Source organism: Psychrobacter sp. P11G5 (genome assembly GCF_001593305.1).
In the GTDB taxonomy this organism is placed as follows: Bacteria; Pseudomonadota; Gammaproteobacteria; order Pseudomonadales; family Moraxellaceae; genus Psychrobacter.
The window spans coordinates 631,845-658,011 of sequence record NZ_CP012533.1 but is presented as its reverse complement, the minus strand read 5'-3'; the positions used below and the strand labels follow the sequence as shown (position 1 = coordinate 658,011).

General features: G+C 42.2%; 19 protein-coding genes and 1 tRNA gene. 6 read left to right on the top strand and 14 right to left on the bottom strand.

Annotated features, from left to right (window positions below):
• Positions 1 to 77 precede the first annotated feature (77 nt).
• Both trpB and AK825_RS02750 read right to left on the bottom strand, forming a co-directional pair.
• Entirely contained in the window at positions 78 to 1,352 is a 1,275-nt protein-coding gene (gene trpB, locus AK825_RS02755) for a tryptophan synthase subunit beta (protein ID WP_227514105.1), read from the bottom strand.
• Positions 1,353 to 1,516: 164 nt separating this feature from the next.
• Positions 1,517 to 2,188 (bottom strand): phosphoribosylanthranilate isomerase, encoded by a 672-nt coding sequence (locus AK825_RS02750; RefSeq protein WP_068034558.1) that lies wholly within the window; start codon positions 2,186 to 2,188, stop codon positions 1,517 to 1,519.
• A 194-nt stretch (positions 2,189 to 2,382) separates the two neighbouring features.
• Between AK825_RS02750 and AK825_RS02745 the strand changes: the two genes are divergently transcribed.
• Positions 2,383 to 4,041, top strand: a complete 1,659-nt coding sequence (locus AK825_RS02745) for an FAD-binding domain-containing protein (protein ID WP_068034556.1) — start codon at positions 2,383 to 2,385, stop codon at positions 4,039 to 4,041.
• Positions 4,042 to 4,195: 154 nt separating this feature from the next.
• On the opposite strand, the gene AK825_RS02740 is transcribed toward AK825_RS02745, so the two are convergent.
• Positions 4,196 to 4,960, bottom strand: coding sequence for a DUF4230 domain-containing protein (locus AK825_RS02740; RefSeq protein WP_068034554.1), 765 nt, complete (start codon positions 4,958 to 4,960; stop codon positions 4,196 to 4,198).
• Positions 4,961 to 5,502: 542 nt separating this feature from the next.
• Here AK825_RS02740 and AK825_RS02735 point away from each other — a divergent pair.
• A complete protein-coding gene (locus AK825_RS02735) occupies positions 5,503 to 7,221 on the top strand; it encodes a proline--tRNA ligase (protein WP_068034552.1) in 1,719 nt (572 codons plus the stop codon).
• Between the two features lie 243 nt (positions 7,222 to 7,464).
• Here AK825_RS02735 and queF read toward each other — a convergent pair whose 3' ends face one another.
• From queF to AK825_RS02715, 4 genes are all read right to left on the bottom strand, one after another.
• Complete coding sequence (gene queF / locus AK825_RS02730; RefSeq protein ID WP_068034551.1) at positions 7,465 to 8,337, bottom strand: NADPH-dependent 7-cyano-7-deazaguanine reductase QueF; 873 nt, start codon at positions 8,335 to 8,337, stop codon at positions 7,465 to 7,467.
• An 87-nt stretch (positions 8,338 to 8,424) separates the two neighbouring features.
• Positions 8,425 to 9,198, bottom strand: a complete 774-nt coding sequence (locus AK825_RS02725; RefSeq protein WP_068038942.1) for an ABC transporter permease — start codon at positions 9,196 to 9,198, stop codon at positions 8,425 to 8,427.
• A gap of 32 nt (positions 9,199 to 9,230) precedes the next feature.
• A complete protein-coding gene (locus AK825_RS02720; RefSeq protein WP_068034549.1) occupies positions 9,231 to 10,193 on the bottom strand; it encodes an ABC transporter ATP-binding protein in 963 nt (320 codons plus the stop codon).
• 232 nt (positions 10,194 to 10,425) lie between these two features.
• A complete protein-coding gene (locus AK825_RS02715; RefSeq protein ID WP_068034547.1) occupies positions 10,426 to 11,112 on the bottom strand; it encodes a c-type cytochrome in 687 nt (228 codons plus the stop codon).
• Between the two features lie 359 nt (positions 11,113 to 11,471).
• Between AK825_RS02715 and AK825_RS02710 the strand changes: the two genes are divergently transcribed.
• A tRNA-Arg gene (locus AK825_RS02710) sits at positions 11,472 to 11,548 on the top strand.
• A 953-nt stretch (positions 11,549 to 12,501) separates the two neighbouring features.
• Here AK825_RS02710 and AK825_RS02705 read toward each other — a convergent pair.
• A complete protein-coding gene (locus AK825_RS02705; protein ID WP_068034545.1) occupies positions 12,502 to 12,870 on the bottom strand; it encodes a hypothetical protein in 369 nt (122 codons plus the stop codon).
• Positions 12,871 to 12,905: 35 nt separating this feature from the next.
• Between AK825_RS02705 and AK825_RS02700 the strand changes: the two genes are divergently transcribed.
• Positions 12,906 to 13,709, top strand: coding sequence for an NAD-dependent deacylase (locus AK825_RS02700; protein ID WP_068034542.1), 804 nt, complete (start codon positions 12,906 to 12,908; stop codon positions 13,707 to 13,709).
• 56 nt (positions 13,710 to 13,765) lie between these two features.
• On the opposite strand, the gene AK825_RS02695 is transcribed toward AK825_RS02700, so the two are convergent.
• The 4 genes from AK825_RS02695 to AK825_RS02680 all read right to left on the bottom strand — a co-directional run bounded on the left by AK825_RS02695 (position 13,766) and on the right by AK825_RS02680 (position 17,654).
• Positions 13,766 to 14,764, bottom strand: a complete 999-nt coding sequence (locus AK825_RS02695; protein WP_068034540.1) for an adenosine deaminase — start codon at positions 14,762 to 14,764, stop codon at positions 13,766 to 13,768.
• A gap of 45 nt (positions 14,765 to 14,809) precedes the next feature.
• Entirely contained in the window at positions 14,810 to 15,340 is a 531-nt protein-coding gene (locus AK825_RS02690; RefSeq protein WP_068034538.1) for a TPM domain-containing protein, read from the bottom strand.
• Positions 15,341 to 15,636: 296 nt separating this feature from the next.
• Entirely contained in the window at positions 15,637 to 16,803 is a 1,167-nt protein-coding gene (locus AK825_RS02685; protein ID WP_068034536.1) for a TPM domain-containing protein, read from the bottom strand.
• 218 nt (positions 16,804 to 17,021) lie between these two features.
• A complete protein-coding gene (locus AK825_RS02680) occupies positions 17,022 to 17,654 on the bottom strand; it encodes a LemA family protein (RefSeq protein WP_068034535.1) in 633 nt (210 codons plus the stop codon).
• A gap of 1,007 nt (positions 17,655 to 18,661) precedes the next feature.
• Between AK825_RS02680 and AK825_RS02675 the strand changes: the two genes are divergently transcribed.
• Positions 18,662 to 20,209 (top strand): alanine/glycine:cation symporter family protein, encoded by a 1,548-nt coding sequence (locus AK825_RS02675; RefSeq protein WP_068034533.1) that lies wholly within the window; start codon positions 18,662 to 18,664, stop codon positions 20,207 to 20,209.
• 229 nt (positions 20,210 to 20,438) lie between these two features.
• Here the strand turns inward: AK825_RS02675 and AK825_RS02670 are convergent, their stop codons facing one another.
• Positions 20,439 to 21,059, bottom strand: coding sequence for a fasciclin domain-containing protein (locus tag AK825_RS02670; protein ID WP_068034531.1), 621 nt, complete (start codon positions 21,057 to 21,059; stop codon positions 20,439 to 20,441).
• Positions 21,060 to 21,139: 80 nt separating this feature from the next.
• Positions 21,140 to 21,724, bottom strand: a complete 585-nt coding sequence (locus tag AK825_RS02665; protein ID WP_068034530.1) for a fasciclin domain-containing protein — start codon at positions 21,722 to 21,724, stop codon at positions 21,140 to 21,142.
• A gap of 752 nt (positions 21,725 to 22,476) precedes the next feature.
• Between AK825_RS02665 and metH the strand changes: the two genes are divergently transcribed.
• Positions 22,477 to 26,151, top strand: a complete 3,675-nt coding sequence (gene metH, locus AK825_RS02660) for a methionine synthase (RefSeq protein ID WP_203226506.1) — start codon at positions 22,477 to 22,479, stop codon at positions 26,149 to 26,151.
• Positions 26,152 to 26,167 lie beyond the last annotated feature (16 nt).

Below are 26,167 nucleotides of genomic sequence, written 5' to 3'. Positions count from 1 at the left end.
GCTCTCTACGATTTAATAAAAGAGCCCATTAATTTATTTTATAAAAGCGGATTCATAGCGCAAAATAAGATAAACGACTACAACTCAATCCCTTCCGCCTTCATTACCGAATGCAAATCTTTATCACCGCGACCTGACATATTGACGATAATGGTTTGATCAGGGGTCATGGTCTTAGCCAGCTTAAGCGCATAGGCAACCGCATGGGCAGATTCGAGCGCAGGAATAATACCTTCTTTACGCGTGGATTCATGAAAGCCTTCTAACGATTCTTTATCGGTACAGCCAACATATTCGACGCGCTTCATATCTTTTAAGAAGCTGTGCTCAGGACCGACACCAGGATAATCAAGGCCCGCTGAGATAGAGTGCGTCTCTTGAATTTGGCCTTCATCGTCAGCCATCAGGTAGGTACGGTTGCCATGTAACACACCGATACGACCAGCGGCCAATGGCGCTGAATGACGACCAGTTTCAATACCATCACCTGTCGCTTCAACGCCATACATTTTAACTTCAGTATCGTTTAAGAAATCAAAGAATAAACCAATCGCGTTCGAGCCACCGCCAACACAAGCGACCAAGGCATCTGGTAATTTGCCTGTTCTTTCTAAATGCTGAATACGCGCTTCTTTGCCGATAATCGCTTGAAAGTCACGCACGAGTAGCGGATATGGATGCGGCCCTGCAACCGTACCAATAATGTAATAAGTAGTATCTACATTAGTGACCCAGTCGCGCATGGCTTCATTCATCGCGTCTTTGAGAGTACGTGAGCCAGACGTTACCGGTACGACTGTCGCACCCAGCAAACGCATACGATAGACGTTCATCTTTTGGCGCTCGACATCATCCGCACCCATATAGACGATACACTCTAGCCCTAGGCGCGCAGCAATCGTTGCCGTCGCGACGCCATGTTGACCTGCGCCCGTTTCAGCGATAATACGTTTTTTACCACACATCTTGGCAAGCAGTGCCTGTCCGATGGTGTTATTCACTTTATGTGCACCAGTATGATTTAAGTCTTCACGCTTAAAGTAAATCTGTGCGCCGCCAATCTCATCACTTAAACGTTTAGCATGATAAAGCGGTGTTGGACGACCGACATAATTGACCAAATCATTGTGATACTCTTCCCAAAATGCAGGGTCAGCTTTTACTTTGGTATATAGCGCCTCTAGCTCTTCTAAGGCGGCCATCAGCGTTTCAGAGACAAAACGACCGCCGTGAACGCCAAAATGTCCGCGTGCGTCAGGGTACTGGTTAAAGTCTTGAACGTCTGTTGGATTGGTAAAAGTATTGATAGATTGTGCAGTAGCATGTGGTGCTTTGTTCGTGGCATGACTCATGATAATTCCTACGATAAGTGGTATCTTTTAATATAAGGATTGGTAGTGTAATTATTAATAATATAAATATTGGGACAACTATTGAGACAGCGAAAAATAAGGCTCAATCAAAAAATCGGAATAACGATCAAATAAGTATAAATAGCATAAATACAGCAATTATCTTAGATAGCGTCAGTGACCGTCTCGTTTTGCCATCGGTCACGCTTGACTGCTTTCATAAAGTCACGCATCTTATCAGCGTGTTTTTTGCCTTTATCAACTTCAATTCCACCGCTGACATCGACGCCATAAATAGGCAAATCAAGAGTGGCAGCGACGTTGTCAGCATCCAGTCCGCCCGCTAAGATAATCGGTAGCGAACTGTCTTGTGGTATCAGATTCCAGTCAAAGCGCGCGCCCGTACCGCCATATTTATGCTGATGATAAGCATCAAGCAAAATACTGCTCGCGCCTACTGCGGCAAAACTATCAATACGTGCGCTTACGCTTTCTAGCGTGTCCTGCTCAGCATTGATACGCAACGCTTTAATCCAGCGTTTATTGACGGCACTTGCCAGCTGCTGACACTGTTCAGGTGTTTCATCACCATGGAATTGAATGATATCAAAAGAGACGTTGTTTGCCAGCTCAATCAGCTCATCATGAGACATATTGACTACCAAAGCCACGACACTGACAAATGCAGGTAAGGCCGCGCTTAATGTCTGTGCTTGTACTAGCGTGACAGCACGCGGACTGGGCGGATAAAATACCAAACCGACCGCATCAACACCTAGCTGGACAGCGGCATTGACATCATTAAGCTGGGTAAAGCCGCAAAACTTAACGTGCATTATATGACCTTAAAACGTTAAATGTAGTATTGAGTATGATGTCATTTGACAAGTTCGCGCTAAACTCTAATCCCTAAATATGATGCTGATTTGTTAATCAATTGGCAAATCAATTGCATCCAAAAACTTATCCTAGCATACTTTTATTCATAGTTTTGTTTATGATTGCGATTGATTAAAATAGGAATAATTGAATGTCTAAGACAGCGTCAGCAAATGACGAAAATCATGATAATAAGAATGTCAGTATGCCGCATTACTTGATGTGGTTTCGTCGTGATTTGCGGCTGCATGACAATACGGCACTGGCTGCGCTTTGTGAACAAGCCAACGCAGACAATGCATCAGTCAGTGCTATATTCTTCCTCACCCCTGAACAGTGGCAAGCGCACGATACCTCGCTTGCCCAAGTTGATCATATTGCGCGCACTTTACCGATACTTGCGCAAGATTTGCAAACGCAATTGAATATCACCTTAACAGTACAAGTCTGCCTCAGTTTTGCTGATTGCGTGGATGCGCTAAACACTTTATGCGAGGCGAATACTATCAGCCTTGTCATGGCCAATCATGAGTACGAAGGCAATGAGATTGACCGCGATGAGCAATTAACCAAGCAATTGGCAAAAAACGATATCGAATTTATCCGCTGGCATGACCAATGTATCTTACCGCCGCAAAGCATTACCACCAACGATAGCGATAGCATGTATAAAGTATTTACGCCGTTTTATAAAAAATGGCGACATACCTTAGATGTCAGCACCATGCAAATGCATGAAGCACCAGCCGTAAATAGCAATAATAAGACCAAGCTGAAAACCTCGAAAGCTAGCGCAACTACTATCAAAGATATCGAAAAGTTAAGTAAAGGAACCGTTGATGACTATCAAAAGATATTACAAGACGGCAGTTCACAAGGCATTGATTCATTAAAGCATATTGATATGGACGCACAGCTTGACCATGCTCGAACAGCTTATCCTGCTGGCGAAAATGCAGCTTGCCAGCGTTTAGAGGCATTCATCGCTGATGATATTGATAATTATGATGTCAGTCGCGATGTGCCCAGTCTACATGCAACCAGTCAGCTCTCAGCCTACCTTACCATTGGCTCAATTAGTCCCAGACTTTGCTACCTACAAGCGAGCAAAGCACAAGAGAAATTGCATGGTAATGATAGCGATACCTTTAATGACTCTGATAACTCTGATAACTCTGATAACAACGACATTAATCGCTGGATAAGCGAGTTGGCGTGGCGAGATTTTTATCGTCATGTCTTAGTAGATAAGCCAGCACTTATTCGTCACAAGGCTTATAAAGAAGAGACAGATACCAAGATTAATTGGTCATATGACAATGATGACTTTTACGCATGGTGTACCGGTATGACTGGCGTGCCATTAGTCGATGCCGCTATGCGCTGTCTGAATGCGACGGGCTTTATGCACAATCGCTTACGGATGGTCACCGCGATGTTTTTAACTAAGGATTTATTGATTGATTGGCGCATGGGCGAGCGCTACTTTATGCAGCAGCTGATAGATGGTGACTTTGCTTCCAATAATGGCGGCTGGCAATGGAGCGCATCGACAGGTACAGACTCTGCCCCCTACTTCCGTATTATGAATCCCTTTAGCCAAGCCAAAACGCATGATACTAATGGCGAATTTATTAAGACGTGGCTACCTGAGCTAAAAGACATTCCTAGTAGCATCTTGCACAGCGAGGACAAAATGCGTAAAGAGCTGGCAAAGAGTGGTAAGTTTGCTGACATTGATTACCCTGTACCGATGGTCGAACATAAAGCAGCTCGCCAATTAGCCATTGCTGAATTTAAAAAAGACTAGCGCTATCTATTATATTAAATAACGCTACTCTCAACTTCTAGGCGTAGGCTGCGGCTTTAGCCCAGCATTATGTGGTTTCTGAGTTTAGCTGGGCTAAAAGCACCAGCCTACAACAGTTTATGTTAAGTTGAGAATGGCGTTTAGATAGGCAATATTAAGCCGCTTTAACTGGCAATTGACACGCGCCTGCGCCTTGCGTAGTAACCGTAACTACGGCACCAGTCATTGCAAACAACTGCTGCAATTGAGTTTGTGCATTTTGTAGCGCCATATTCATTACATCACCTCGGCAAGCGCGTTCAAGGACTTCTTTCTTCGCCATCGTCTGTGCTTGTTCTAGTATTTTAGGATCAACCTGCATCAAACCAAAAGCGCCTGTTTGCCAATCATAAATCTCTAGATTATCGAGATACACTGAAAAAACTTCTGAAGGCGGCAAGGTAATATTAATCTGTGGCATTATTGAGGCTAGTGTATTAGCATCAGCTATCTGTGCTTCGTCTACATTAGCATTAGACTGTTCAGGCTGTACAACTTGTACCATCTCAGGCGTCAATGCGCTTAAATCTATACCGGCATCTACCCGACCACGAGCGATAAACAATCCTTTTTGCTCATCTTGCCAAAGTTTCATCCAGCTTCCCTGACGTTGACTGGTAATCACCGTATCCACGCTAAAAGCCACCGTTTGTAGTCGATTTAACTGCTGAATTTGCGTCACCACCCCTTCACGAGTAATAGTCTCAATCGGTTCTTCTACAATCCGGTTTTGGATAGTATAAACAGCAAAAGCTAAGGCCGTAAAACTGATAATTAACAATATCCACGTCGCCATTCCAATGGGCTGTTTTGGTTTAGGGCGCTTACTAATATTATTGTCGCTAGCATTAGTAGGTGTACGATTATCAGGAGTTGTCATATGCGCTACCTTTTATATTGTCAACGGCACTCAAAAACCTCTATTTATGAGTGCTAAATAAGTACTTCTATATAGTATAAATGACACTTTTAAAAATGACTTCAAGTATTAACTACTAATCCGCTACACAATTGCTTACTCCATATTTTTAAGAGCTACTAGACTCTTAAAGCTACTCTGACTTTTATGACTAATAAGCGCTAGAATTATCAAATTATTACTATATTTTTCATAGTATTTTTAAGTTTATGCATCGTTCTGCTGCAAAAGACAAAAAGTCATTGCGTCTTAGGCGAACTTTACCTAACATAGTCTGATTGCATCGATAAAATGTCAACGTATATTGGCTATCTCACACTAGTTTGCTATTAGCTAGTTTGTGAACAGAAAGCTTGACTATAAACAGCCAATTTATACACTGTCGCATCGATCAGATCATTAGTTACACTAGGTTATATATAAAGGCAGGCTTGTAGCGACTACTAAGTGCTCAGCGCCTTATTTATTATTTATTTTATCGTTGATAAGGTTCCGCTTTATTTATGAAAGCCAGTCAATTTTTGTTCGCTACTCTAAAAGAGACCCCAAGTGATGCCGATATCGCCTCAAGCCAATTGATGGTGCGTGCCGGTCTCATCCGTAAAATCGCTTCTGGATTATATATTTGGCTGCCTATGGGCCTACGCATCTTACAAAAAGTCGAGCGTATCGTTCGCGAAGAGATGCAAAACATCGGCGCTCAAGAAGTGCTTATGCCGATGACCCAGCCAGCCGAATTATGGCAAACGACCGGTCGCTTTGACGATTATGGTCCTGAGCTGTTACGTTTTAAAGATCGTCATGATCGTGACTTTGTATTAGGTCCTACTCATGAAGAGGTCATCACCAATCTTGCCCAAGGTGAGCTACGTAGTTACAAGCAGCTGCCTATTACCTTCTTCCAAATTCAAGGTAAGTTCCGTGATGAGATTCGCCCACGTTTTGGGGTGATGCGCGCACGTGAATTTACCATGAAAGATGCTTATTCGTTCCACGTTGATCAAGCGTCTTTGGCTAAAACCTATGATGATATGTTTGATGCTTATACGCGTATCTTTACCCGCTTAGGTTTAGACTTCCGCGCGGTACAAGCAGATACCGGATCTATCGGTGGTTTTGCCTCGCATGAGTTCCACGTATTGGCAGATAGTGGCGAAGATGACATTGCTTTCTCAGATTCATCTGATTATGCGGCCAACGTAGAGCTTGCTGAATCTGTGAGTACCGCTGAGCGTCAGCCACCCAAAATGGAGCGCGAAGACGTATTAACGGAAGGGATGACCACTTGTAAAATGGTGGCTGAACACTTGGATATTCCATTAGCAACCACGGTTAAAACCTTGATTGTACATGGACATACCGAAAATGATGAACCACAGCTGATCGCTATCGTGCTACGTGGTGATCATCAGCTTAACACTATCAAAGCAGAGAAAATTGAAGAAGCCAACGTGCCGTTGACGATGGCATCTGATGAAGAGCTTAAAGCAGCTGGTCTGCACAAAGGTTATATCGGTGTTGACTTAGATATGCCTGTATTTGTCGATCGCTCGGCAGCCAATTTGTCAGACTTTGTAAGCGGTGCCAATAAAGTCAACAAGCATACCACTGGACTGAACTGGGCGCGTGATGCGAGTATTACTCGTATTGTAGATGTGCGTAACGTACAAGAAGGCGACCCTTCTCCTGATGGTAAAGGCACGCTAAAAATCAAACGCGGTATCGAAGTCGGCCATATCTTCCAATTGGGTGACAAGTATTCGCAAGCGATGAATGCTACTGTATCTGGTGAAGACGGTAAGCCAGTTACCCTGATGATGGGTTGCTACGGTATTGGCGTTAGCCGTATTATCGCGGCTGCTATTGAGCAGAATAACGACGAAAACGGTATCATGTGGCCAAAAACGCCGACGGTTAATGACTCAATTGCGCCTTTTGAAGTAGCCATCATACCGATGAAGTCAAAAGAAGAGACCGTCATGCAGACTGCAACAGCTCTGTATGAAGAGTTAAAGGCACAAGGTGTTAATGTAATACTTGATGACCGTAACGAGCGTCCAGGTGTCAAGTTTGCCGATCTTGAATTGATTGGTATTCCACATCGTATCGTGGTTTCAGATCGCAATCTTGCTGAAGATAAATACGAGTACGTTAATCGTCGCGAGACGGAAAAACAAATGCTAAGCCGTGAAGAAGTAATGGCAAAAGTAAGCGGTAAATAGTTTTTTAATAAAAATTGTGCAATAAAAAGCGCCTATCTCATTTAATGAGATAGGCGCTTTTTTATTTATAGTCAGTCCCAAATAAAAAAAGTACAAAAATTTTAGCGCGCTACTGAAATAATTTTTCCTTGCTTACTGTGCCTACGCAGACAGAGGCTGCGCAAAATTTATCTCAGTATCGCTGTATTTATTTTATAGTAGATCGACTGTATGAGCTAAATGATGAAAAGCCAATTCTTTTACCTACTGACGAATCAAACGGCTTGGCTTTGGCATTAAGCTCATATCACTCACACGGCATGGATTGATATCGATACCACCACGACGCGTATACCAAGCTCTAACCATCAAGGCGCTTGGCTGATAGTGTTCGCTCAAATCAGCGAATATTTGCTCGACGCATTGCTCATGAAAACCATTGTGCTGACGAAAGCTTAAGATATAACGCAACATGTTGGCTTCATTAATTGTCTTATTACTAGTTATCGAAACAGCCAATGTACCCCAATCGGGCTGATTGGTCACCGGACAATTACTACGCAGCAAGTTAGAATAAAAAGTATAAGGCTGAGTAACGTTACTTTCCAAAAACTTATCACTGTCTAAATTATTATCACTACTGAGCAAAGACGCATCAGGATGCTCACATAAAGCGATTTTATCTGTGCTATCTGCCAATGCATTATCGATACAGACGCCATCAGGCTTATTAATTAACAGCCCTGACATGTCATCATCTAGGCCAAATAACTCAACCTGCACCTCTGCTTGTACACATGCTGATAAATCTTTAGCAATCAGCGTTTGCACTTCTTCCCAGCTGACAAATTCAGTAAAGTTAATACTGTTTAGGTACAACTTAAGCGACTTTGATTCTACGATAAATGGCGAGCTGGCAGGTACACTAAAACGTGCTATAGCGACTTGCGAGATACCTTGATGATTAAGCCATGATATCTCGAATGCTTGCCACCAATCCACACCGACTGCCAACTTGTCATCATGCCAGCCAATCGCATCACGTCCCATACTACGCGCAATGGGATATAGCGTCTCTGGACTATACTCGGTTGGATAGTCGGTGGTTTGCTCACCTAAAATACCGTGGATACTCATTTACTTTTCCTAATCCTATATATTCTTATGAACTTGATTATTTCTAACCATACCTATCGCTGTTTTTAGTAATCTACAAAATACTTGTTACAATCGAACACGCGATCCATTACTTAATAGGCGATAAGAAATAGCATAAAACACCACACAAAATGTAAAAATCGCTGCCATTGAATACCAAACATTTACATCAGAGTAACCCAGAATACCGTAGCGGAACGAGTTGACCATATAGACGATTGGATTCAGTAGCGAGATATTTTGCCAAAACGGTGACAAGTTCTCCATCGAATAAAACACACCGCCAAGATAGGTAAGCGGAGTAAGCACAAAGCTTGGAATAATGGAAATATCATCAAATGAGCGCGCAAACACAGCGTTAATAAAGCCACCCAGTGAGAACAAAATAGATGTTCCAAGCACGGTAAACAAAGTCACGAATAAATGCTCAATACCAAGATCAGTAAAGAATAGCGCTACGATAGAGACGATAAAACCGACAGTCAATCCACGGAAGACACCACCACTGACATAACCCATCAAGATAGCGTGCTTGGAGACTGGCGATACCAACAGCTCTTCAATACTGGAGGTGAACTTCGCACTAAAAAAGCTCGATACAACGTTTGAATAACTATTGGTGATAATCGCCATCATAATTAAGCCGGGGACGATAAACTGCATGTACGGAACACCGCCCATCTCCCCGACACGCGACCCGATCATTTTACCAAATATGACAAAATAAAGACTCATCGTAATGACCGGAGGTAATAGCGTCTGTGGCCAAATACGCAGAATTCGACGAACTTCTTTTAGTAATATAGTACGAAAAGAAATCCATTTTTTAGCCCATGACATCGTTTCATTAGGGTCTACCACTATCTTCTGGTTCATAATCCTGCCTCCTTCATACTGTCTGCACTCTGGATATTTTTGTCAACTAAGCGCATAAACAACTCTTCCAATCGATTGGACTTGTTACGCATACTGGCAATAGTGATACCTTGGTTAGACAGCTGAGTGAAAACGCCATTCAACGACTCACCTTCAGTCAACGTCACTTCAATTGTAAGATCATCGGGCTGCACTACTGCTGTCACATTGTTCAATACAATCTGATGTGTCAGCGGAGTAGTTACATCAAATACAAAAGTCTCAACCGATAGCTGAGCGAGCAAATCCTTCATATCCGTATTAATACGTATTTCACCATGGTCTAAAATAGCAATGCGCTTACACAGTTGCTCAGCTTCTTCTAGATAATGCGTGGTGAGGATAATAGTGGTGTTCTCTTCAATATTAATTTGTTGCATAAACTCCCACATAGAGCGGCGCAACTCAATATCTACCCCAGCGGTTGGCTCATCTAGGATCAATAGCTTAGGTTTATGAATCAACGCTCGTGCAATCATCAAACGTCGCTTCATACCACCTGATAGCTCACGTGACATAGTATCGCGTTTGTCCCATAGTCCTAGCGCTTTAAGCAAGCGCTCAGCACGCGGTTTTGATTCTTTAGGCGGAATGCCAAAATAACCGGCTTGAGTAATTAGGATATCCTGTACTTTTTCAAACATGTTGAAGTTAAACTCTTGCGGTACTACCCCAAGATATTGCTTGGCAATCGAAGGATTGGCCAAAAGGTCGACACCGAAAATATTGACGCTACCAGTTGTCGGCTTAAACAGTGAGCTAATAATGCCAATCATCGTTGACTTACCAGCACCGTTTGGGCCAAGCAAAGCAAAGAATCCGCCTTGTGGCACCGTTAAGCTGACATCTTTTAGTGCCGAAAACCCATTGTCATAGGTCTTGGATAGATTTTGGATAGAAAGCGCTGGTACCTCAGACATGAATACCTCTTTATAGATTTGTGAAATGAGTGATGTAATGCCTTAATGTGAGGTTACTTTAGATAGATTTCAACTGCAGCATACTATAAGTACATAATTGATTGCATCAATCATCAACCATAAAAAAACGTCTATATCATTAAGTGAAATAGACGTTTTACAATTACATATGATGTAGATAAAGCCATTAGTTACAGATTAAGCACCTATAGCGTAACAACGCTAGTATAAATTAGCTTGCCTCACCAACCATGTAATCCACAGCATTCTGAACTTCTTCATCAGGAATATCAGCGCCACCTTTTGCAGGCATAGCATTAAATCCATTGATAGCATGCGTATATAAAGTATCTGAACCTTTTGCTATACGTGGTCCCCAAGCGCCTGCATCACCTAGCATAGGTGAGCCAAGCAAGCCTGATGCATGACACGTTTGACATACTGCGTTATATACTGTTTTACCATCACGTGGCTCACCATCTGCTGATGGACCAGATGAACGAGCAGTCACATCACAAACTTCGTCGTCTTCAAAGCATACTTTAGCAACAGGCTGAATACGAGCAATCAGGTTAGGATACAACGCAATTAGCTTTTGTACTTGTGGCGTATCTTCAGGGATTGGCTCTTCATTAGCGGCAGGAGCAGCTTGTACGGTTTCTTCTGCTGTAGCATCTCCATCTGCAACAGTGGCAGCGTCTGCATCCCCAGCTTCAGCAACAGGAGCCGTGCCATCGGTAGTATCAGCGGCAGCCTGTGTTTTGTCACCTAGCTTTTGAGGAGCACTTTCTACAACCTCTTGTGCTTCTGCTACATCAGATACGGTTACAGGAGTGTCTGCAACATCTTCAGCTTGGCTCACTGCGATACTAGCGATTCCTAGAATGGCAGCTGCCGATAACATAACTACTTTTCTCATTCGTCACGTTCTCTTATTACGTATACAAGTGTTGGCACGACTTGGACATTCTGTCTATCTTCCTTCGATAACATCTAGTTATCGATGGCAAACAGCCATCCCGTATGCAAGCGTACTTGTAATCGGTGATTATAAATATGAATTCTCCCTAACATTATAAGGGAAAAGGCAGGTAGATTGCCATGCCTGTTTGCTGACTATCTTATTTTTTCTCAAAAAATCTTAATAGCTGGCTTCATTCATTGGCTTTCCACCTTTTATTTGTTAGACTAAGCGGTCTTTATTTTTCGACATGTTGCACTGCTAAAGACGCTTGTCTAGAAATCGTGTTACTCAATATAGCAGTCAATTCATTTTATGCGCTCGTAGCTCAGTTGGATAGAGTATCGGTCTCCGAAGCCGAGGGTCGTGGGTTCGATTCCCGCCGAGCGCACCAATCATTGTATTAACCACTTTCTAAACCCTCCTTTTGTTTGATTTTGCCTTTTTATCTGCTTTCGTTTAGCAGTAATACTATGTATATAGTTTTTGTAAACATCATTTTATTAACTGAATTATTCTTCTAACACTACAATCGTAAATACTACTCTGTTCATCACGCCTTTAATAAGTAAATTTCAGCATATAATCAACTATTTAACTAGCTCTCAAGCTATCTTTACAAAAAAAACTTCTTTATTAAAAATATTGCTTACATTTCAAAAGCAATATGAGTATTATTGCGTCTTAAGGTATTTATGTAACTATATGTATATAAACGAATATTAGCGCAATATTCTAGAAACTAAATATAGTCTTAAATACAAAAATATTTGTTTGGCTCGTTAATTGCATATTTAAGAAATGCTTGAAACAAGCTAGCAGTTTGTAAATTTTAATATTATATGAGTTGAGTCTAGGAGACGTAATGAGTGTTTTTTATATGGCTGCATTGTCAGTAGGATCTGTATTTTGGGGTATGGTAGTCGTTTGGTTAATGGCAACACGATGAGTAACATCGAGCTTAACCATATCAAAATCTTGATATGGTCAGAATAATATAGGTACCTAGCATTTTTACCTATGCAGCAACATAACCATTTAAACAATGTCGCGAGAGCCGTTACAAAGCTTCATATAATCATTATGAGTGGATGTTCAATAAAAATATACGACTCAAAATGAAAGTTTAATCGTAATTCGCTGACTACTAGCTGTTAACTTGCTAGGCGCCTAAGCCTTATTACTTTTCCTAACTTCTAGGCTATTTTCTCAATACGAAAAAGTTACGATCAACTTGCTTTAACCTCCGTATGTCTCCTGCTTTTCTCACAGAGTTAAAATCATTTAGACAGTCTTATACGCCAAATGCTATTTTGCTAGCTCAGCGCTTGTATTTCTATGTTTAGCTCAATAGACATCTTGCAAATCAGTACTCAGCTGCGTCCGACTCGGTACTCGATGATAATTAATAATAGGCACATCTCCTAATCGTCGCTGACCTACCGCTATACTATTATCTATAGTAATCATCGCAATCTTCTTACCTTCTTTAACGATAAGCAAATGCTTGGCTCTTCGACTGGTTCGGTAGTCAGGAAAGTGCTGCTTAATTAAAACGGCGGTTTTCTGCAAACTATCATTAGCTTGTGACTTTGTAGCCGATAGCTTGTGGTTTTTATCTTTATAATTACTTTTAGTACCGCGTAGGTGCGCTATAAACCATAGCACTGCAATGACTGCTAGCAATATGACAAGCCACCAAATTCCGTCTATCATAGGAAGATATATCCATTATTAGCAAGGGTTTAGCCATGTTAGCAGAATTGTCGCCAAAATTAATAGCAGAAGTGCAGCGTGCTGCTAAATTACTAGCTACTAAATCACGCATTTGTGTTTTAACTGGTGCAGGCGTGTCAGCCGAAAGTGGCATTCCCACTTTTCGAGATAAGCAGACTGGCCTTTGGCAACACTACCGTGCCGAGGATTTGGCCACTCCTACCGCCTTCGAACGTGATCCAAAGCTAGTCTGGTCGTGGTATCAATGGCGCAGGCAATTGGTCCATGATAAAACCCCTAACCCTGCCCATCTTGCTCTTGCCGAATGGCAACAAGATGCCAAAAAAAATAAACAGAGCTTCACCTTAATTACGCAAAACGTCGATGACTTGCATGAACAGGCTGGTAGCACCGTGACGCACTTACATGGTCACCTGTGGCGTAATCGTTGTCATGACTGTGGTACGCCTTTCCAAAATGAAGTCGCAGCTTGGGATAGTAGCAAAGAGGCTATTAACTTTGACGATGAACTAGTAACTTGCCAGCATTGCGATGGTTATATCAGACCTGATATTGTTTGGTTTGGTGAGGCGCTACCTGGACAGGCGTGGCAAACCGCCGAGGATGCGGCTGCCAATTGTGAAGTATTCATCAGTGTTGGTACGTCAAGTTTGGTTTACCCTGCTGCGGGGCTGGCACATTTAGCAAAGCAGAATGGTGCAAAACTTATTGAGATAAACCCTGATCCAACACCCAACACTATCGTTGATATCACATTAGCGGTGAAAGCAGGAGTAGTAATGCCTTTACTGTTACAGCAAGTCATTGCGCTATCATAATGGCTATACGAAAAACAAGGTTAGGTCTTTAGCTACTAGGCGTACCCTGACCAAAATTATTGTAGTGCACGATCAACTTTAGCTAAATATACTTCTTTTAACTCTTCATCTATAAATGAGGATCTAAAAGAGTTCTTTATCAAAGTGATAATATCATCCTCTGATAATGGTAGGTTTTCGCATAAATTGATAAAGTTCTGATTGATATATCCTTTAAAATAGGCTGGATCATCTGAATTAACACTTACGTTTAGGCCGTAATCCAAAAGCTCTTTTATATTGTGCTCTTTATAAGTTTCAAATACTTTTAGCTCAATGTTTGAGTTTGGGCAGACAGTAAGCGGTATTTGCTCATCTTTTAGTCTTTGCATAAGCTCAGCGCTTTTTATAGATTGCACGCCATGATCTATTCTATTAATACCTAGCAAATCTAGCGCTTCGTAAATATAAGAGAAATCGCCTTCTTCACCTGCATGCGCGACTAATTTAAACCCCTCTTCTTTGGCCTTCTTAAATACCTCTGTAAATTTCGATGGAGGATTTCCGAGTTCTGAAGAATCAAGACCGACACCAATAATGTCAGCCTTAAATGCCAAAGCTTCTTCTAAAGTATCAAAAGCATCTTGTTGTGATAAATGCCGTAAAAAACACATGATAATACAGGAGGTAATGCCGTATTTTTCCTTAGCATCCATCAAAGCTTCTTTTATTCCAGTTATGACCGTTTCAAAAGCAATGCCCCTTGCGGTATGCGTCTGGGGATCAAAGAATATCTCAGTATGAATAACATTGTCTTCAACGCACTTTAAAATGTACTCCCAAGTCAGATCATAAAAATCGTCTTTTGTGATGAGTACTTTGGCACCGGCATAATATATGTCTAAAAAAGTCTGTAAATTGGTGAAATTATAGGCATCGCGCACATCTTCTATGTCTTTATAAGGAATATCTATGTTGTTTTTTTTGGACAACCTGAACATAAGCTCAGGCTCTAATGAGCCTTCAATATGTAAGTGCAGCTCAGCTTTCGGTAGTTTTCTTATTAATTCAATCATAGTAATCCCATTGTCTTTGTTATCTAAATATACCCTTTTAGAGCACTATTTTAGAAATACGACTGTATCAGATAGCTCATTGCCCGCTGGATCATGCTCCAAATGGTAATATTGACGTAGTAGCTGTCCTACCTCGTCTAATAAATCGCTTAAGCTCTCTTCCATTTTCTTATTAGCAATGCCTGTTACTGCTTTATCACACATCGCTCGCCATACTGTTGGGCTAACATGGGCACTGATACCACGATCAGCGATGATTTCCAGTTTGTGCTCACAGATATTGACATAAACTAAGACACCAGTGTTTTCTTCAGTATCCCATACTCGATATTCGCTAAACAGATCAATAGCGCGCTCACGGCAGTTGGTGCTATAAGCATCTTGAATAGGCAGATGATTTTCTACAATCAAAAACACCTCGCCACGATGACCTTGCTCTGCTTCTGTCACTTTTGCTGTCAGTCGTGCCTTGGCCTCTGCCGTCAGCCATTTGCTATGCAGCATAGGGACAAACAAGACTTGACGCCACCAACGGGCAAAACTTGCCTCTGATAAAGGTAAGTTATTTTGTACCATTATTTTTTCCTCAAGTAGGCGATTGCTAACTGTTATCTAGTAGGTATTCAAACATGCTATATAGTCAATCCACTATAAAATAAATATAGCGCTACTGAGATAAATTTTGCGCAGCCTCTGTCTGCGTAGGCACAGCAAGCAAGGAAAAACTATCTCAGTAGCGCGTTATTATTTTTGTACTTCTTTTATTTAGGACTGATTATACAAGCAGCTTCTTCAATTTTCGACGCTAGAAACTGACTTTAAACTAGAAATCGATTATAAAATTGGTGATAAGTGAATAAATTCAACAAAGTCTACCACGAGCCTCCAGCACCGCCACCGCCAAAGCCACCGCCGCCACCGCCAAAGCCACCACCTCCAAAACCGCCACCGCTGCCACCACCAAGACCAGGCAAGAATATCATACCGCCTTTACGGCCACCGCCGCGTCCTCCTCGACCACCGCCACCTGAGCCTCGAGCAATCAAGAACATCCAGATAAATATGGCCATAATGACAGTCATGAAAAATCCGCCACCCAATGCTAGAGAACCTGCGAAGAAACCACCTGCGGTTAAGATAGAACCAAATACGCGTCCAAAAATACTAGTAATAAACTTACCAAAAATCATTGCCATTATAAATAGGAAGATAGGAGTTGGTAGCTCATCCGAGCCTTGCTGAGCAGTACGTTCCGCTGCTTGAGCATCAGCGCGGGCCAGTACTTCAGGGTCAGCATTGAGTCGATTTTCAAGGGCACTAACGCCTGCCAATATCCCTGCCCCATAGTCATTTTGTTTAAACAATGGGGTAATATCCTCACGAATAATACGATTGACCGCAGCATCCGGTAGGACACCTTCCAACCCATAGCCAGTCAAAATGTACATATCGCGATCATTGACAGCTACCACAATTAGCAAACCGTCATCGATGTCTTTATCCCCTAACTCCCATTTAGTGGCAACTTGCAAAGCATAGTCAAATATTGGCAAGCCATTAGTGGTTGGCACAATGACAACCGCTGCTTGTGCTAGACCTTGCTGATAGATATTACGCAGCTGTGCCTCTAAGCGCTGTTTTTCTTGAGGATTTAAGATGTTGGCTTGATCAACGACTGGTTCGTTCAATATCAATTTATCAGCATCGACACTAGCAGCACTTGATTGGATAGGTGGCTTAGTCGTCGCCTGCGACTGTGCTACAGCTTCGTCATTAGCAGCGTTGGGATTGATAGCATCATTACCGAGTATAGTGCCACTAATAGCTTCATTACCGAGTACCGCATCATTGATAGCTTCATTAGCCTCACCAGCTTTAGCAATAGCAACCAAGTCCTCAACACTACGATTCTGCAACTGTGCATCGGTGGCACTACTATTAGTAGCACTAGCATCATCCGGTGCAGCATATAGCAGCGTGGCACTGCCAGCACTAAGCGTTAATAGTAATGCAGAGACGATCGCTTTTGAGTTATTCATCTAATCTATACCACCTTGAATGACATCCGTGCTGAGCTGGATTGTGACGTACTATATCGAAGCGTTCGGTATTACCGTACGTTTCCATGAAATGTATGCTTCTATTAATACTTATCAACGATAAATAAAAAGTAAAGCCGCCTATATTAGATAGGCTTAACGCAGTAGAATCGTAAACACTCTGGCATGGCTTTATTTTTACTTTCATCTACTAATCTTTACTGAGCAGTAGCGGCATCATCATCACCGAAATCCACGGTTGGCGCAGTAGAAATCTCTTCTTCGTTAGCTACCGTAAAGTTCGGTTTGGTATCCATACCGAATACTTTGGCGGTGATATTAGTGGGGAACTGGCGTACTGTCGTGTTGTAACCCTGTACTTCTTGGATATAGCGGTTACGCGCTACGGTAATACGGTTTTCAGTACCTTCTAACTGTGCCTGTAAATCTTGAAATAAAGCATCTGATTTCAATTCAGGGTAACGCTCAGATACTGCCATCAGACGTGACAATGCGCCACCCATCTGTGCTTGTGCTTCAGCATAACGCTCCATCGCTTGTGGGTCATTGAGCACTTCAGGGGTTATATTAATGCTACCTGCACGCGAGCGCGCTTCTGCCACTTGCGTAAAGACCTCTTGCTCCTGATCCGCATATTGCTGCACGACTTTTACTAAGTTTGGAACCAAATCCGAACGGCGTTGATACTGGTTGACTACTTCTGACCAAGCGGCTGTCACTTGTTCATCTTGTGATTGTAGATTGTTATAACCACAACCTGTTAAACCAACTGTTGAAGTAGCTAATACCGCTGATAGTAACATGGGTTTTACAATAGATTTACGCGTCATATCTGATTCTCCTAATAGTGATAGCTGACCGTTTAGTGATAACTTACCGTTTATCCATTTATGCTGGAAAACAATATCGTGATCGTCAATAAACGGTTACCTTTAATTATGCTGCTAATAATGGCGATATAGCTATTCTTTTACAATTCATCGTTACCAAAACACAACCGCAAAACAAGACAATTGACTTTTTTATCACCAAATAACTCTCTATTCTACCTATCGCCCTACTATCTATCATCTTGCTATGACTAGCTGATTCAGATTTTATTAATAGTTGCTAATAATCACATATTAAAAAGTTATAAAGTACTAAGCTTGCCAGCAATTAGCGCATTCTATTAATAACTTTAGTAGACTTGTATTAGGTTATTAAGTGTTAATTGCAAAATATAAACACAGTAGATTCAAAAAAAAATCTAGTAATTATAAAGAAATTGTGGCAAATTGCAGTTACTTAACCGTATGGTTTGCATACATTCGGTAGTGGAGTTGTTACTCATTTAGTATTAGCTAAGCGCAAAAAGATGAATATCCTGCTTGTGCTAAATGCAAATGCCACAGCTGTTGAGCGAACTGCTCATTGATTCTTTTTCGACATTTATTAATTTATTCAATAGTAACATGTGGTTAGAGTTGATGTACTGTGGATTTGAAAGCTATCAGTAAGTAGAGATAACAAAAACAGCTGAATAAAGGTTGAATGCTGTCAGTATATTGACTGGTATTTAATGACAATAACTACTTGTTTTATCCGCTGGTCTATTCTTTATCTACCTATTCTTACTGCGTTATGTCATCATAATACTGCGACAACCAGAAAGGCAAAAGGAATTGCGACCGCAGCTAAGATTGTATTAACACTAGTTGTGTTAATGATAAGCCAAGCGGATAAATACAGACAATTACAATCCATCCTGAGTGGTTAAAAGGGTGTTAATTTTTATCTTAATGGGATAATTAACACCGAGCATTACCACTTTGAGGACGTTTGAGGAAGACATAATATGGAAGGTTTAGTCAATTTAGTAAACGGAATTATCTGGAGCCCTGCACTGATCTACCTGTGTTTGGGCGCGGGTCTGTTTTATTCTATTATGACGCGCTTTGTACAAGTGCGTCTATTCGGTGAAATGATCAAATTACTATTTACTGGTAAATCCAGTACAGATGGTATTTCATCATTTCAGGCACTTGCCGTCTCACTCGCGGGACGTGTGGGTATGGGTAACATCGCTGGGGTAGCTGCTGCTATCGGCTTCGGTGGTCCAGGTGCTGTGTTTTGGATGTGGATTGTAGCCTTCTTAGGCGCATCTACAGCCTATGTTGAGTCTACACTCGCACAGATTTATAAAGAAAAAGATGTGATTACTGGCGAATATCGTGGTGGTCCAGCTTACTATTTTGAACGCGCACTTGGTCAAAAATGGTATGGTATCCTCTTTGCGATCGCCTCTATCTTAGCCTGTGGTATGTTCTTACCTGGTGTACAGGCGAACGGTGTTATCAGTGCTTTTGCACAGGTGATGGGTGAAGGAACAATAGTAAATATTGGCAGCTTAGAAGTTGGCTCTATGCGTTTAGTAGCGCTAGGCATTATTCTAGTGGTCCTAGGTATTATTATCTTTGGTGGTATTAAGCGTATTGCGACCTTTACTGAGTTTGCAGTCCCTTTTATGGCACTAGGCTATATTGTCCTTGCTTTGATTATCATGTTTAGTAACATTGACATGGTTCCACAAGTCTTCGGTATGATCGTTGGCGATGCCTTTACGGCACAAGCAGGTTTTGGTGCTGCTATTGGTTGGGGTGTAAAACGTGGGATCTACTCTAACGAAGCCGGACAGGGTACTGGCCCTCACGCTGCTGCTGCTGCAGAGGTTCAGCATCCCTCACAGCAAGGTTTAGTACAGGCATTCTCAGTATATGTAGATACGTTGCTAGTCTGTTCTGCTACCGCCTTCATGATTTTATCTACAGGTATGTATAACATTCAAGGTAAGCTTCCAGATGGTCAGTTCATCGTCCAAAACGTAGCTACTGGTGTGGAAATTAACTCGCCTGCCTTTACGCAAATGGCGATGGAATCTGTTTATGGTACTTACGGTAATACCTTTATCGCTGTCGCCGTATTCTTCTTTGCCTTTACGACTATCTTGGCTTACTACTATATCGCTGAAGTAAACGTTGCTTATTTGACTCGCTTTATTAGTCGCGGTGCCAATAAAAAAGGTCTCTTTTTCGTCAAAGTCTTAATTATGGTGATGGTTGCTTACGGTGGTCTTAACTCAGCCGGCTATATCTGGGCTATTGGTGATATCGGTGTTGGTCTTATGGCTTGGCTCAATATCGTTGGTATTCTTGTTATCTTTGTTGTTGCACGTCCAACACTCACTATGCTTAAAGATTATGAAGCACAGCGTAAAGCTGGTGTGAAGCGCTATACCTTTGATCCTGCAAAATTCGGTATCAAAAATGCGCCTTATTGGGAAGCACGTCATCTAGAAGAGCAAGAAAGATTGGCAAAAAATCCAATACATAAAGAGCATAAATAACGTTTTTTAAAGAATGTAAAAGTAGCAGCTAACGATTAAATCAAAAAAGCCTGAGGCAATGGTCTTGGGCTTTTTCGTGTAGTACACATTATGTTTAATTGATAATAGTCGCCATCGCTCAGATCAAGAGATAGATAACTTTTTAGCAAAACAAAAAACCCAGCAATAAGTGCTGGGTTTTTCTTTTAAAAATATTGACTAATTTAGCTATGTTACTTTTAGAACAACGTTATTTAGGCATTAACACTGTGTCAATTACATGAACGACACCATTAGTCGCCATGATGTCTGGCTGAGTGATATTGGCAGTACCACCACTAGCATCTGTGATCACGTTAGCATCACTAATAGAGAACGCTTGACCGTTCACTGTTTCGATGTCAGTACCATAAGGGATATCAGCAGATTTTACTATCATGCTTGGAATAACATGATACGACAGCACCTTGGTTAACATATCTTTGTCAGCCAACAGCTCTTCTTTAGTAACATCCAGCTTGGTTAGCACATCAGCGAATGCTGCATCTGTTGGAGCAAATACCGTGTAGTTGGTATCCGTTGCCATTAATGTTTGATCAAGTCCAGCCGCTTTTAATGCTGCGGTCAAGATCGTTAAATCATTATTTTCAGCGGCGATTTCAGCGATATTTTGTGTAGCAGTAGCCTCTTCAGACATAGCAGCAGGTTCTTCCATAACTTCAGGCTCTGCCATTGGCTCCGGCTCAACCATCGGTTCAGTCGTTACTTCAGGCTCAACTGCCGGCTCAGCAACCGTTTCTGCATCGTTACAAGCTACCAATGTCATTGCCGTTGTGGCGATTGCTAAAGATAATAAAGTCTTTTTTAACATGGGTCTATCCTTATGAATATTAATTAAGTAGTTTTGCATTCATTACATTATATAAAGTCAAAAAGCAGCGTTCCGTTCATTTATTGCGGTAACAATACTTTATCGATAACATGTACTACACCATTGGTAGCTGCGATGTCTGTTTGCAAGATACTGGCAGTACGGCCACTTTCATCCATTAGTTTGCCTTCAGGTGTTACCATCAAGGTATCTTTGCTAAGCATCATAATATTGCCTGGTTTTACATCTTTGGCATAAACTGGAGCTGCACCATTAATCACGTGATACCCTAAAATCTTGGTTAATACGGGTTTGTTAGCAAATAGCTGCTCTTTACTCATACCAGTTTCTTGTAAGGCTTGGGCAAAAGCTGCATTGGTTGGTGCAAGGATAGTGAAGTTCGCATCAGGGTTAGCTAACGGACCAGCTATACCAGCAGCTTGTACTGCTTCAACTAACGTTGAGAATTCAGGATTGCTTTGAGCCACTTGTACCACATTCATCTTAGCCATAGCTGCATTTTGTGCAGGTGCTTGCTGAGCTTGTGCAGATGCTTGTTTTGCTGGCATCGGTGCTTTTTTAGCTGGCATGATGTTGTTACAAGCACTTAGGCCAACAATTGAGACAGCCAATGTACCGATAGTAGCGAGTTTAGTAAATTTCATATTCATATCCTTGATTTTGAGGTCTATCCTGAGTGCGAATTTAATGATTGAGTCGTTCTTTTTGAAGGTAAAGTTTTAATAAATTAACTTATACATGGTGACTTACTATCTATCTAGGCAGTCGCAGTTAATAAGTATATACAGTGACTTATCACAGATGATATACGTACTGCCTAGGGATAATAGTTCACTATTATTATCTAAGAGCTTATAAGCTATACTTACGAGCAACCAAACCTTACGCAGCCAAATTAGCATGGCTTACAACTTTAACTATTTGCGTTTGCGCTATTTTTTGTCACATCCTTGTAAGTTTTGTCTGCTTTGTAACATGGTCTATTTTTTAATCGCTTAAGAAAAACCTTCATATCCTGAGCAACTAATGCAATGACCATATATTCGTATAAAAGCATATAATATGCCTTTGAGTATGACTTTAATGCTATGTAAATTTACATATTCAAAAGCTCAAGGTCTTGTCTTTGATGCTAAATATGAATAAAAACATACCGATAAACGCTATATTTTTCATGCTAGAATATTGCAGATTTGTGCTTTCTTATTTCTTATAGTTTTGTAAATTTTCTCTTTTTTCTCCTTTTTATGATATTAACGATATAAGCAGTGTTCCTATGACTCAAAAAATGACCTCGATGACTTCTTCTGAAGATAATACTATGCCCACTCACTCAAATGCTGCCGATGACTTTATCTTGACGCCGCCTGCTGTATTTCCTTTTAAGGAGCAGCAACTGACTGCACGTACGCGCATAACTGAACAGATGGCCTCACGTATCTTGGTGTTAGATGGGGCGATGGGCACGCATATTCAGAATTATAAGCTGGAGGAAGCTGATTATCGCGGAGAACGTTTTGCTGATATTAGCCAAGACGTACGTGGTAATAACGATCTGCTCGTGCTCACCCAACCGCAGATGATTAAGGAGATTCATAGCGACCATCTTGCTGCTGGTGCAGATATCATCGAGACCAATACGTTTAATGGTACGCGGCTATCGATGTCTGACTATGATATGGAATATCTGGTGCCAGAGCTAAACAAGACTGCGGCTAAATTAGCGCGCGAAGCTGCTGACGAATTTACTGCCAAGACCCCTGAGAAGCCGCGCTTCGTCGCTGGAGTCATTGGGCCAACGTCACGAACTTGCTCGCTATCACCTGATGTCAATGACCCAGCCTTTCGTAACATTACCTTTGATGAGTTGGTGCTAAATTACCGTGAAGCGACACTAGCTTTAATAGAAGGCGGTGTGGATCTTATATTGATTGAAACCATTTTTGATACGCTAAACGCTAAAGCGGCGATATTTGCGATTACTGGGGTGTTTGACGATATTGGTTTTGAATTACCGATTATGATTTCGGGTACGATCACTGATGCCTCTGGTCGGACGCTATCAGGTCAAACGGCTGAGGCGTTTTATAACTCGATTCGCCATGCCAAGCCGCTATCGGTTGGTTTCAACTGTGCACTCGGGGCAGATGCACTGCGTCCACATATCCAAACGTTATCTAATATTGCCAATACTTATGTTTCAGCGCATCCGAACGCCGGCTTGCCGAATGAGTTTGGTGAATATGACGAAACGGCAAAGGAAACCACTGCCCTGCTTGAAGGCTTTGCTAAAGCGGGCATTTTAAACATCGTCGGTGGTTGCTGTGGTACGACGCCTGAGCATATCCGCCAAATCGCTAATATGGTGGCAAAATACCCACCGCGCGTGATTCCTGAAATCGCACCTGCTTGTCGTCTGTCTGGGCTTGAGCCATTTACTATCACGCCTGATAGCTTATTCGTCAACGTTGGTGAACGTACCAACGTTACCGGCTCGAAGAAGTTTCTACGTTTGATTAAAACCGAAGCCTATACCGAGGCTCTAGATGTCGCGCGCGATCAGGTCGAGGGCGGCGCGCAAATCGTCGATATCAACATGGATGAAGGCATGCTTGACTCCAAGCATGCGATGATTCACTTCGTTAATTTGGTCTCTGGTGAGCCTGATATCAGTCGTGTACCTTTGATGATTGACTCCTCGAAATGGGACATCATCGAAGAAGGTCTTAAGCGTATCCAAGGTAAGTCCGTCGTCAACTCTATCTCCTTAAAAGAAGGTCATGCTGAGTTCGTCGAGCGCGCCAAACTATGTATGCGCTACGGCGCTGCTATTATCGTTATGGCCTTTGATGAAGACGGTCAAGCCGATACTTTTGAGCGTAAAACTGAGATTTGTCAGCGTAGCTATGATGTCTTAGTCAATGAAGTCGGCTTCCCTAGCGAGGACATTATCTTTGACCCCAATATCTTTGCGGTCGCCACCGGTATCACTGAACATAATAATTACGGCGCCGACTTTATCAATGCCACTAAGTGGATTACGGATAACTTGCCCAATGCGATGGTATCGGGCGGCGTATCTAACGTTTCATTCAGTTTCCGTGGTAATCCGATTCGAGAAGCCATCAACTCCGTATTTTTATTTCATGCGATTCAAAACGGTCTGACGATGGGTATCGTCAACCCTGCCATGCTAGAGCTATATGACGACATCCCGAAGGAAGCACGCGATGCTATCGAAGATGTAATGCTGAATCGAAACCAAGGTGAGACTGGTCAAGATGCTACTGAGCGTCTGATGACCGTCGCTGAAAACTACCAAGATGGCGGCAAGAAAAAAGACAGAACCGTTGATATGTCATGGCGCGAAGGCACGGTAGAAGAACGTATTGCTCATGCATTAGTCAAAGGTATCACCACCTTTATCGAAGCCGATACCAAAGAAGCTTGGGAGAAATACCCCAAACCGCTAGAAGTCATCGAAGGGCCACTCATGGACGGTATGAATATCGTCGGTGATTTATTCGGTGCAGGTAAAATGTTCTTACCGCAAGTAGTGAAATCTGCACGTGTAATGAAACAATCAGTCGCTTGGTTGAATCCATATATCGAAGCGGAAAAAGTCGAAGGTGAAAAGAAAGGTAAAATCCTCATGGCTACCGTCAAAGGTGACGTCCATGATATCGGCAAAAACATCGTCGGTGTGGTACTCGGCTGTAACGGCTATGACATCGTAGATATGGGCGTGATGGTACCTTGTGAAAAAATCCTCGATACGGCTATCGCTGAGGAAGTCGATATCATTGGCTTATCTGGCCTGATTACGCCAAGCCTTGATGAAATGGTTTATGTCGCCAAGCAAATGCAAGAGCGCGGCATGACCCTACCCTTGATGATTGGCGGAGCAACGACCTCTAAAGCGCATACGGCAGTCAAAGTCGAACCTCAGTATCAAAACGATGGCGTCATCTATGTGGCTGATGCTTCACGTTCAGTGGGTGTGGTGACTAAGCTGCTCTCTAAAGAGCACCGTCAAGGTTTGATTGATGAGACCCGTGAAGAATATATAAAGGTACGTGAGCGTCTCGCTAAGCGCCAACCAAAAGCGGCCAAAATATCTTATGCCAACGCTATCAAGATTGGCTTTAAAGATGACTGGGAAAACTATGTGCCACCTGTACCTAACAAACTAGGACAAGTAATATTTGACGATTATCCTATCACTAACCTACTGCCTTATATCGACTGGACACCTTTCTTTATCTCTTGGGGTCTAGCGGGCAAATACCCGAAAATCTTGCAAGACGATGTGGTTGGAGAAGCGGCCCGTGATTTGTTCGACAATGCGAATGACTTGATGCAAAAGATGATTGATGAGAAGTTAATCGTTGCCAAAGGTGTGTTTAAACTGATGCCAGCTAAGCGCACTGGCGCAGATACGGTAACCGTCTATGACAATGGCGGCAAGCCGACCTATCAGTTTGAGCACTTACGTCAGCAAAGCGATAAAGCCAGTGGCAAGCCGAACTTTAGCTTGGCAGACTTTATCTCACCATCGGACACGCAAACCGATTATCTTGGTGGCTTTACGGTGTCTATAGTCGGAACAGAAGCACTGGCTGAGAAGTATAAAGCGGCTGGTGATGACTATAACGCTATCATGGTACAAGCGTTGTCTGACCGTTTAGCCGAAGCCTTCGCTGAGCATCTGCATGAGCTGATTCGCAAAGATTATTGGGGCTATCAGGCTGATGAGAATTTAACCAATGATGAGATGATTAAAGAGAAATATGTTGGTATCCGCCCTGCGCCTGGCTATCCTGCCTGTCCTGAGCATACCGAAAAAGGCAAACTGTTTGACTGGCTCGGTACGGTTGAGGCTATCGGTACGACGCTAACTGAGAGCTTTGCAATGTGGCCTGCGTCTTCGGTCAGTGGCTTCTATTACTCGCATCCTGAGAGTGAATACTTTAATGTGGGTAAAATCAGCAGCGATCAGTTAGAGAGCTATGCTGAGCGTAAAGGCTGGGATATGAAGACTGCTGAGAAGTGGTTGAATCCGAATTTGTAGGTTTGTTATCTAATAC

Excerpts from the sequence above, each read along its gene's own strand:
- trpB (WP_227514105.1), bottom strand. The coding sequence starts at position 1,352 with ATGAGTCATGCCACGAACAAAGCACCACATGCTACTGCACAATCTATC.
- AK825_RS02750 (WP_068034558.1), bottom strand. The coding sequence starts at position 2,188 with ATGCACGTTAAGTTTTGCGGCTTTACCCAGCTTAATGATGTCAATGCC.
- AK825_RS02745 (WP_068034556.1), top strand. The coding sequence starts at position 2,383 with ATGTCTAAGACAGCGTCAGCAAATGACGAAAATCATGATAATAAGAAT.
- AK825_RS02740 (WP_068034554.1), bottom strand. The coding sequence starts at position 4,960 with ATGACAACTCCTGATAATCGTACACCTACTAATGCTAGCGACAATAAT.
- AK825_RS02735 (WP_068034552.1), top strand. The coding sequence starts at position 5,503 with ATGAAAGCCAGTCAATTTTTGTTCGCTACTCTAAAAGAGACCCCAAGT.
- queF (WP_068034551.1), bottom strand. The coding sequence starts at position 8,337 with ATGAGTATCCACGGTATTTTAGGTGAGCAAACCACCGACTATCCAACC.
- AK825_RS02725 (WP_068038942.1), bottom strand. The coding sequence starts at position 9,198 with ATGTCATGGGCTAAAAAATGGATTTCTTTTCGTACTATATTACTAAAA.
- AK825_RS02720 (WP_068034549.1), bottom strand. The coding sequence starts at position 10,193 with ATGTCTGAGGTACCAGCGCTTTCTATCCAAAATCTATCCAAGACCTAT.
- AK825_RS02715 (WP_068034547.1), bottom strand. The coding sequence starts at position 11,112 with ATGAGAAAAGTAGTTATGTTATCGGCAGCTGCCATTCTAGGAATCGCT.
- AK825_RS02705 (WP_068034545.1), bottom strand. The coding sequence starts at position 12,870 with ATGATAGACGGAATTTGGTGGCTTGTCATATTGCTAGCAGTCATTGCA.
- AK825_RS02700 (WP_068034542.1), top strand. The coding sequence starts at position 12,906 with ATGTTAGCAGAATTGTCGCCAAAATTAATAGCAGAAGTGCAGCGTGCT.
- AK825_RS02695 (WP_068034540.1), bottom strand. The coding sequence starts at position 14,764 with ATGATTGAATTAATAAGAAAACTACCGAAAGCTGAGCTGCACTTACAT.
- AK825_RS02690 (WP_068034538.1), bottom strand. The coding sequence starts at position 15,340 with ATGGTACAAAATAACTTACCTTTATCAGAGGCAAGTTTTGCCCGTTGG.
- AK825_RS02685 (WP_068034536.1), bottom strand. The coding sequence starts at position 16,803 with ATGAATAACTCAAAAGCGATCGTCTCTGCATTACTATTAACGCTTAGT.
- AK825_RS02680 (WP_068034535.1), bottom strand. The coding sequence starts at position 17,654 with ATGACGCGTAAATCTATTGTAAAACCCATGTTACTATCAGCGGTATTA.
- AK825_RS02675 (WP_068034533.1), top strand. The coding sequence starts at position 18,662 with ATGGAAGGTTTAGTCAATTTAGTAAACGGAATTATCTGGAGCCCTGCA.
- AK825_RS02670 (WP_068034531.1), bottom strand. The coding sequence starts at position 21,059 with ATGTTAAAAAAGACTTTATTATCTTTAGCAATCGCCACAACGGCAATG.
- AK825_RS02665 (WP_068034530.1), bottom strand. The coding sequence starts at position 21,724 with ATGAAATTTACTAAACTCGCTACTATCGGTACATTGGCTGTCTCAATT.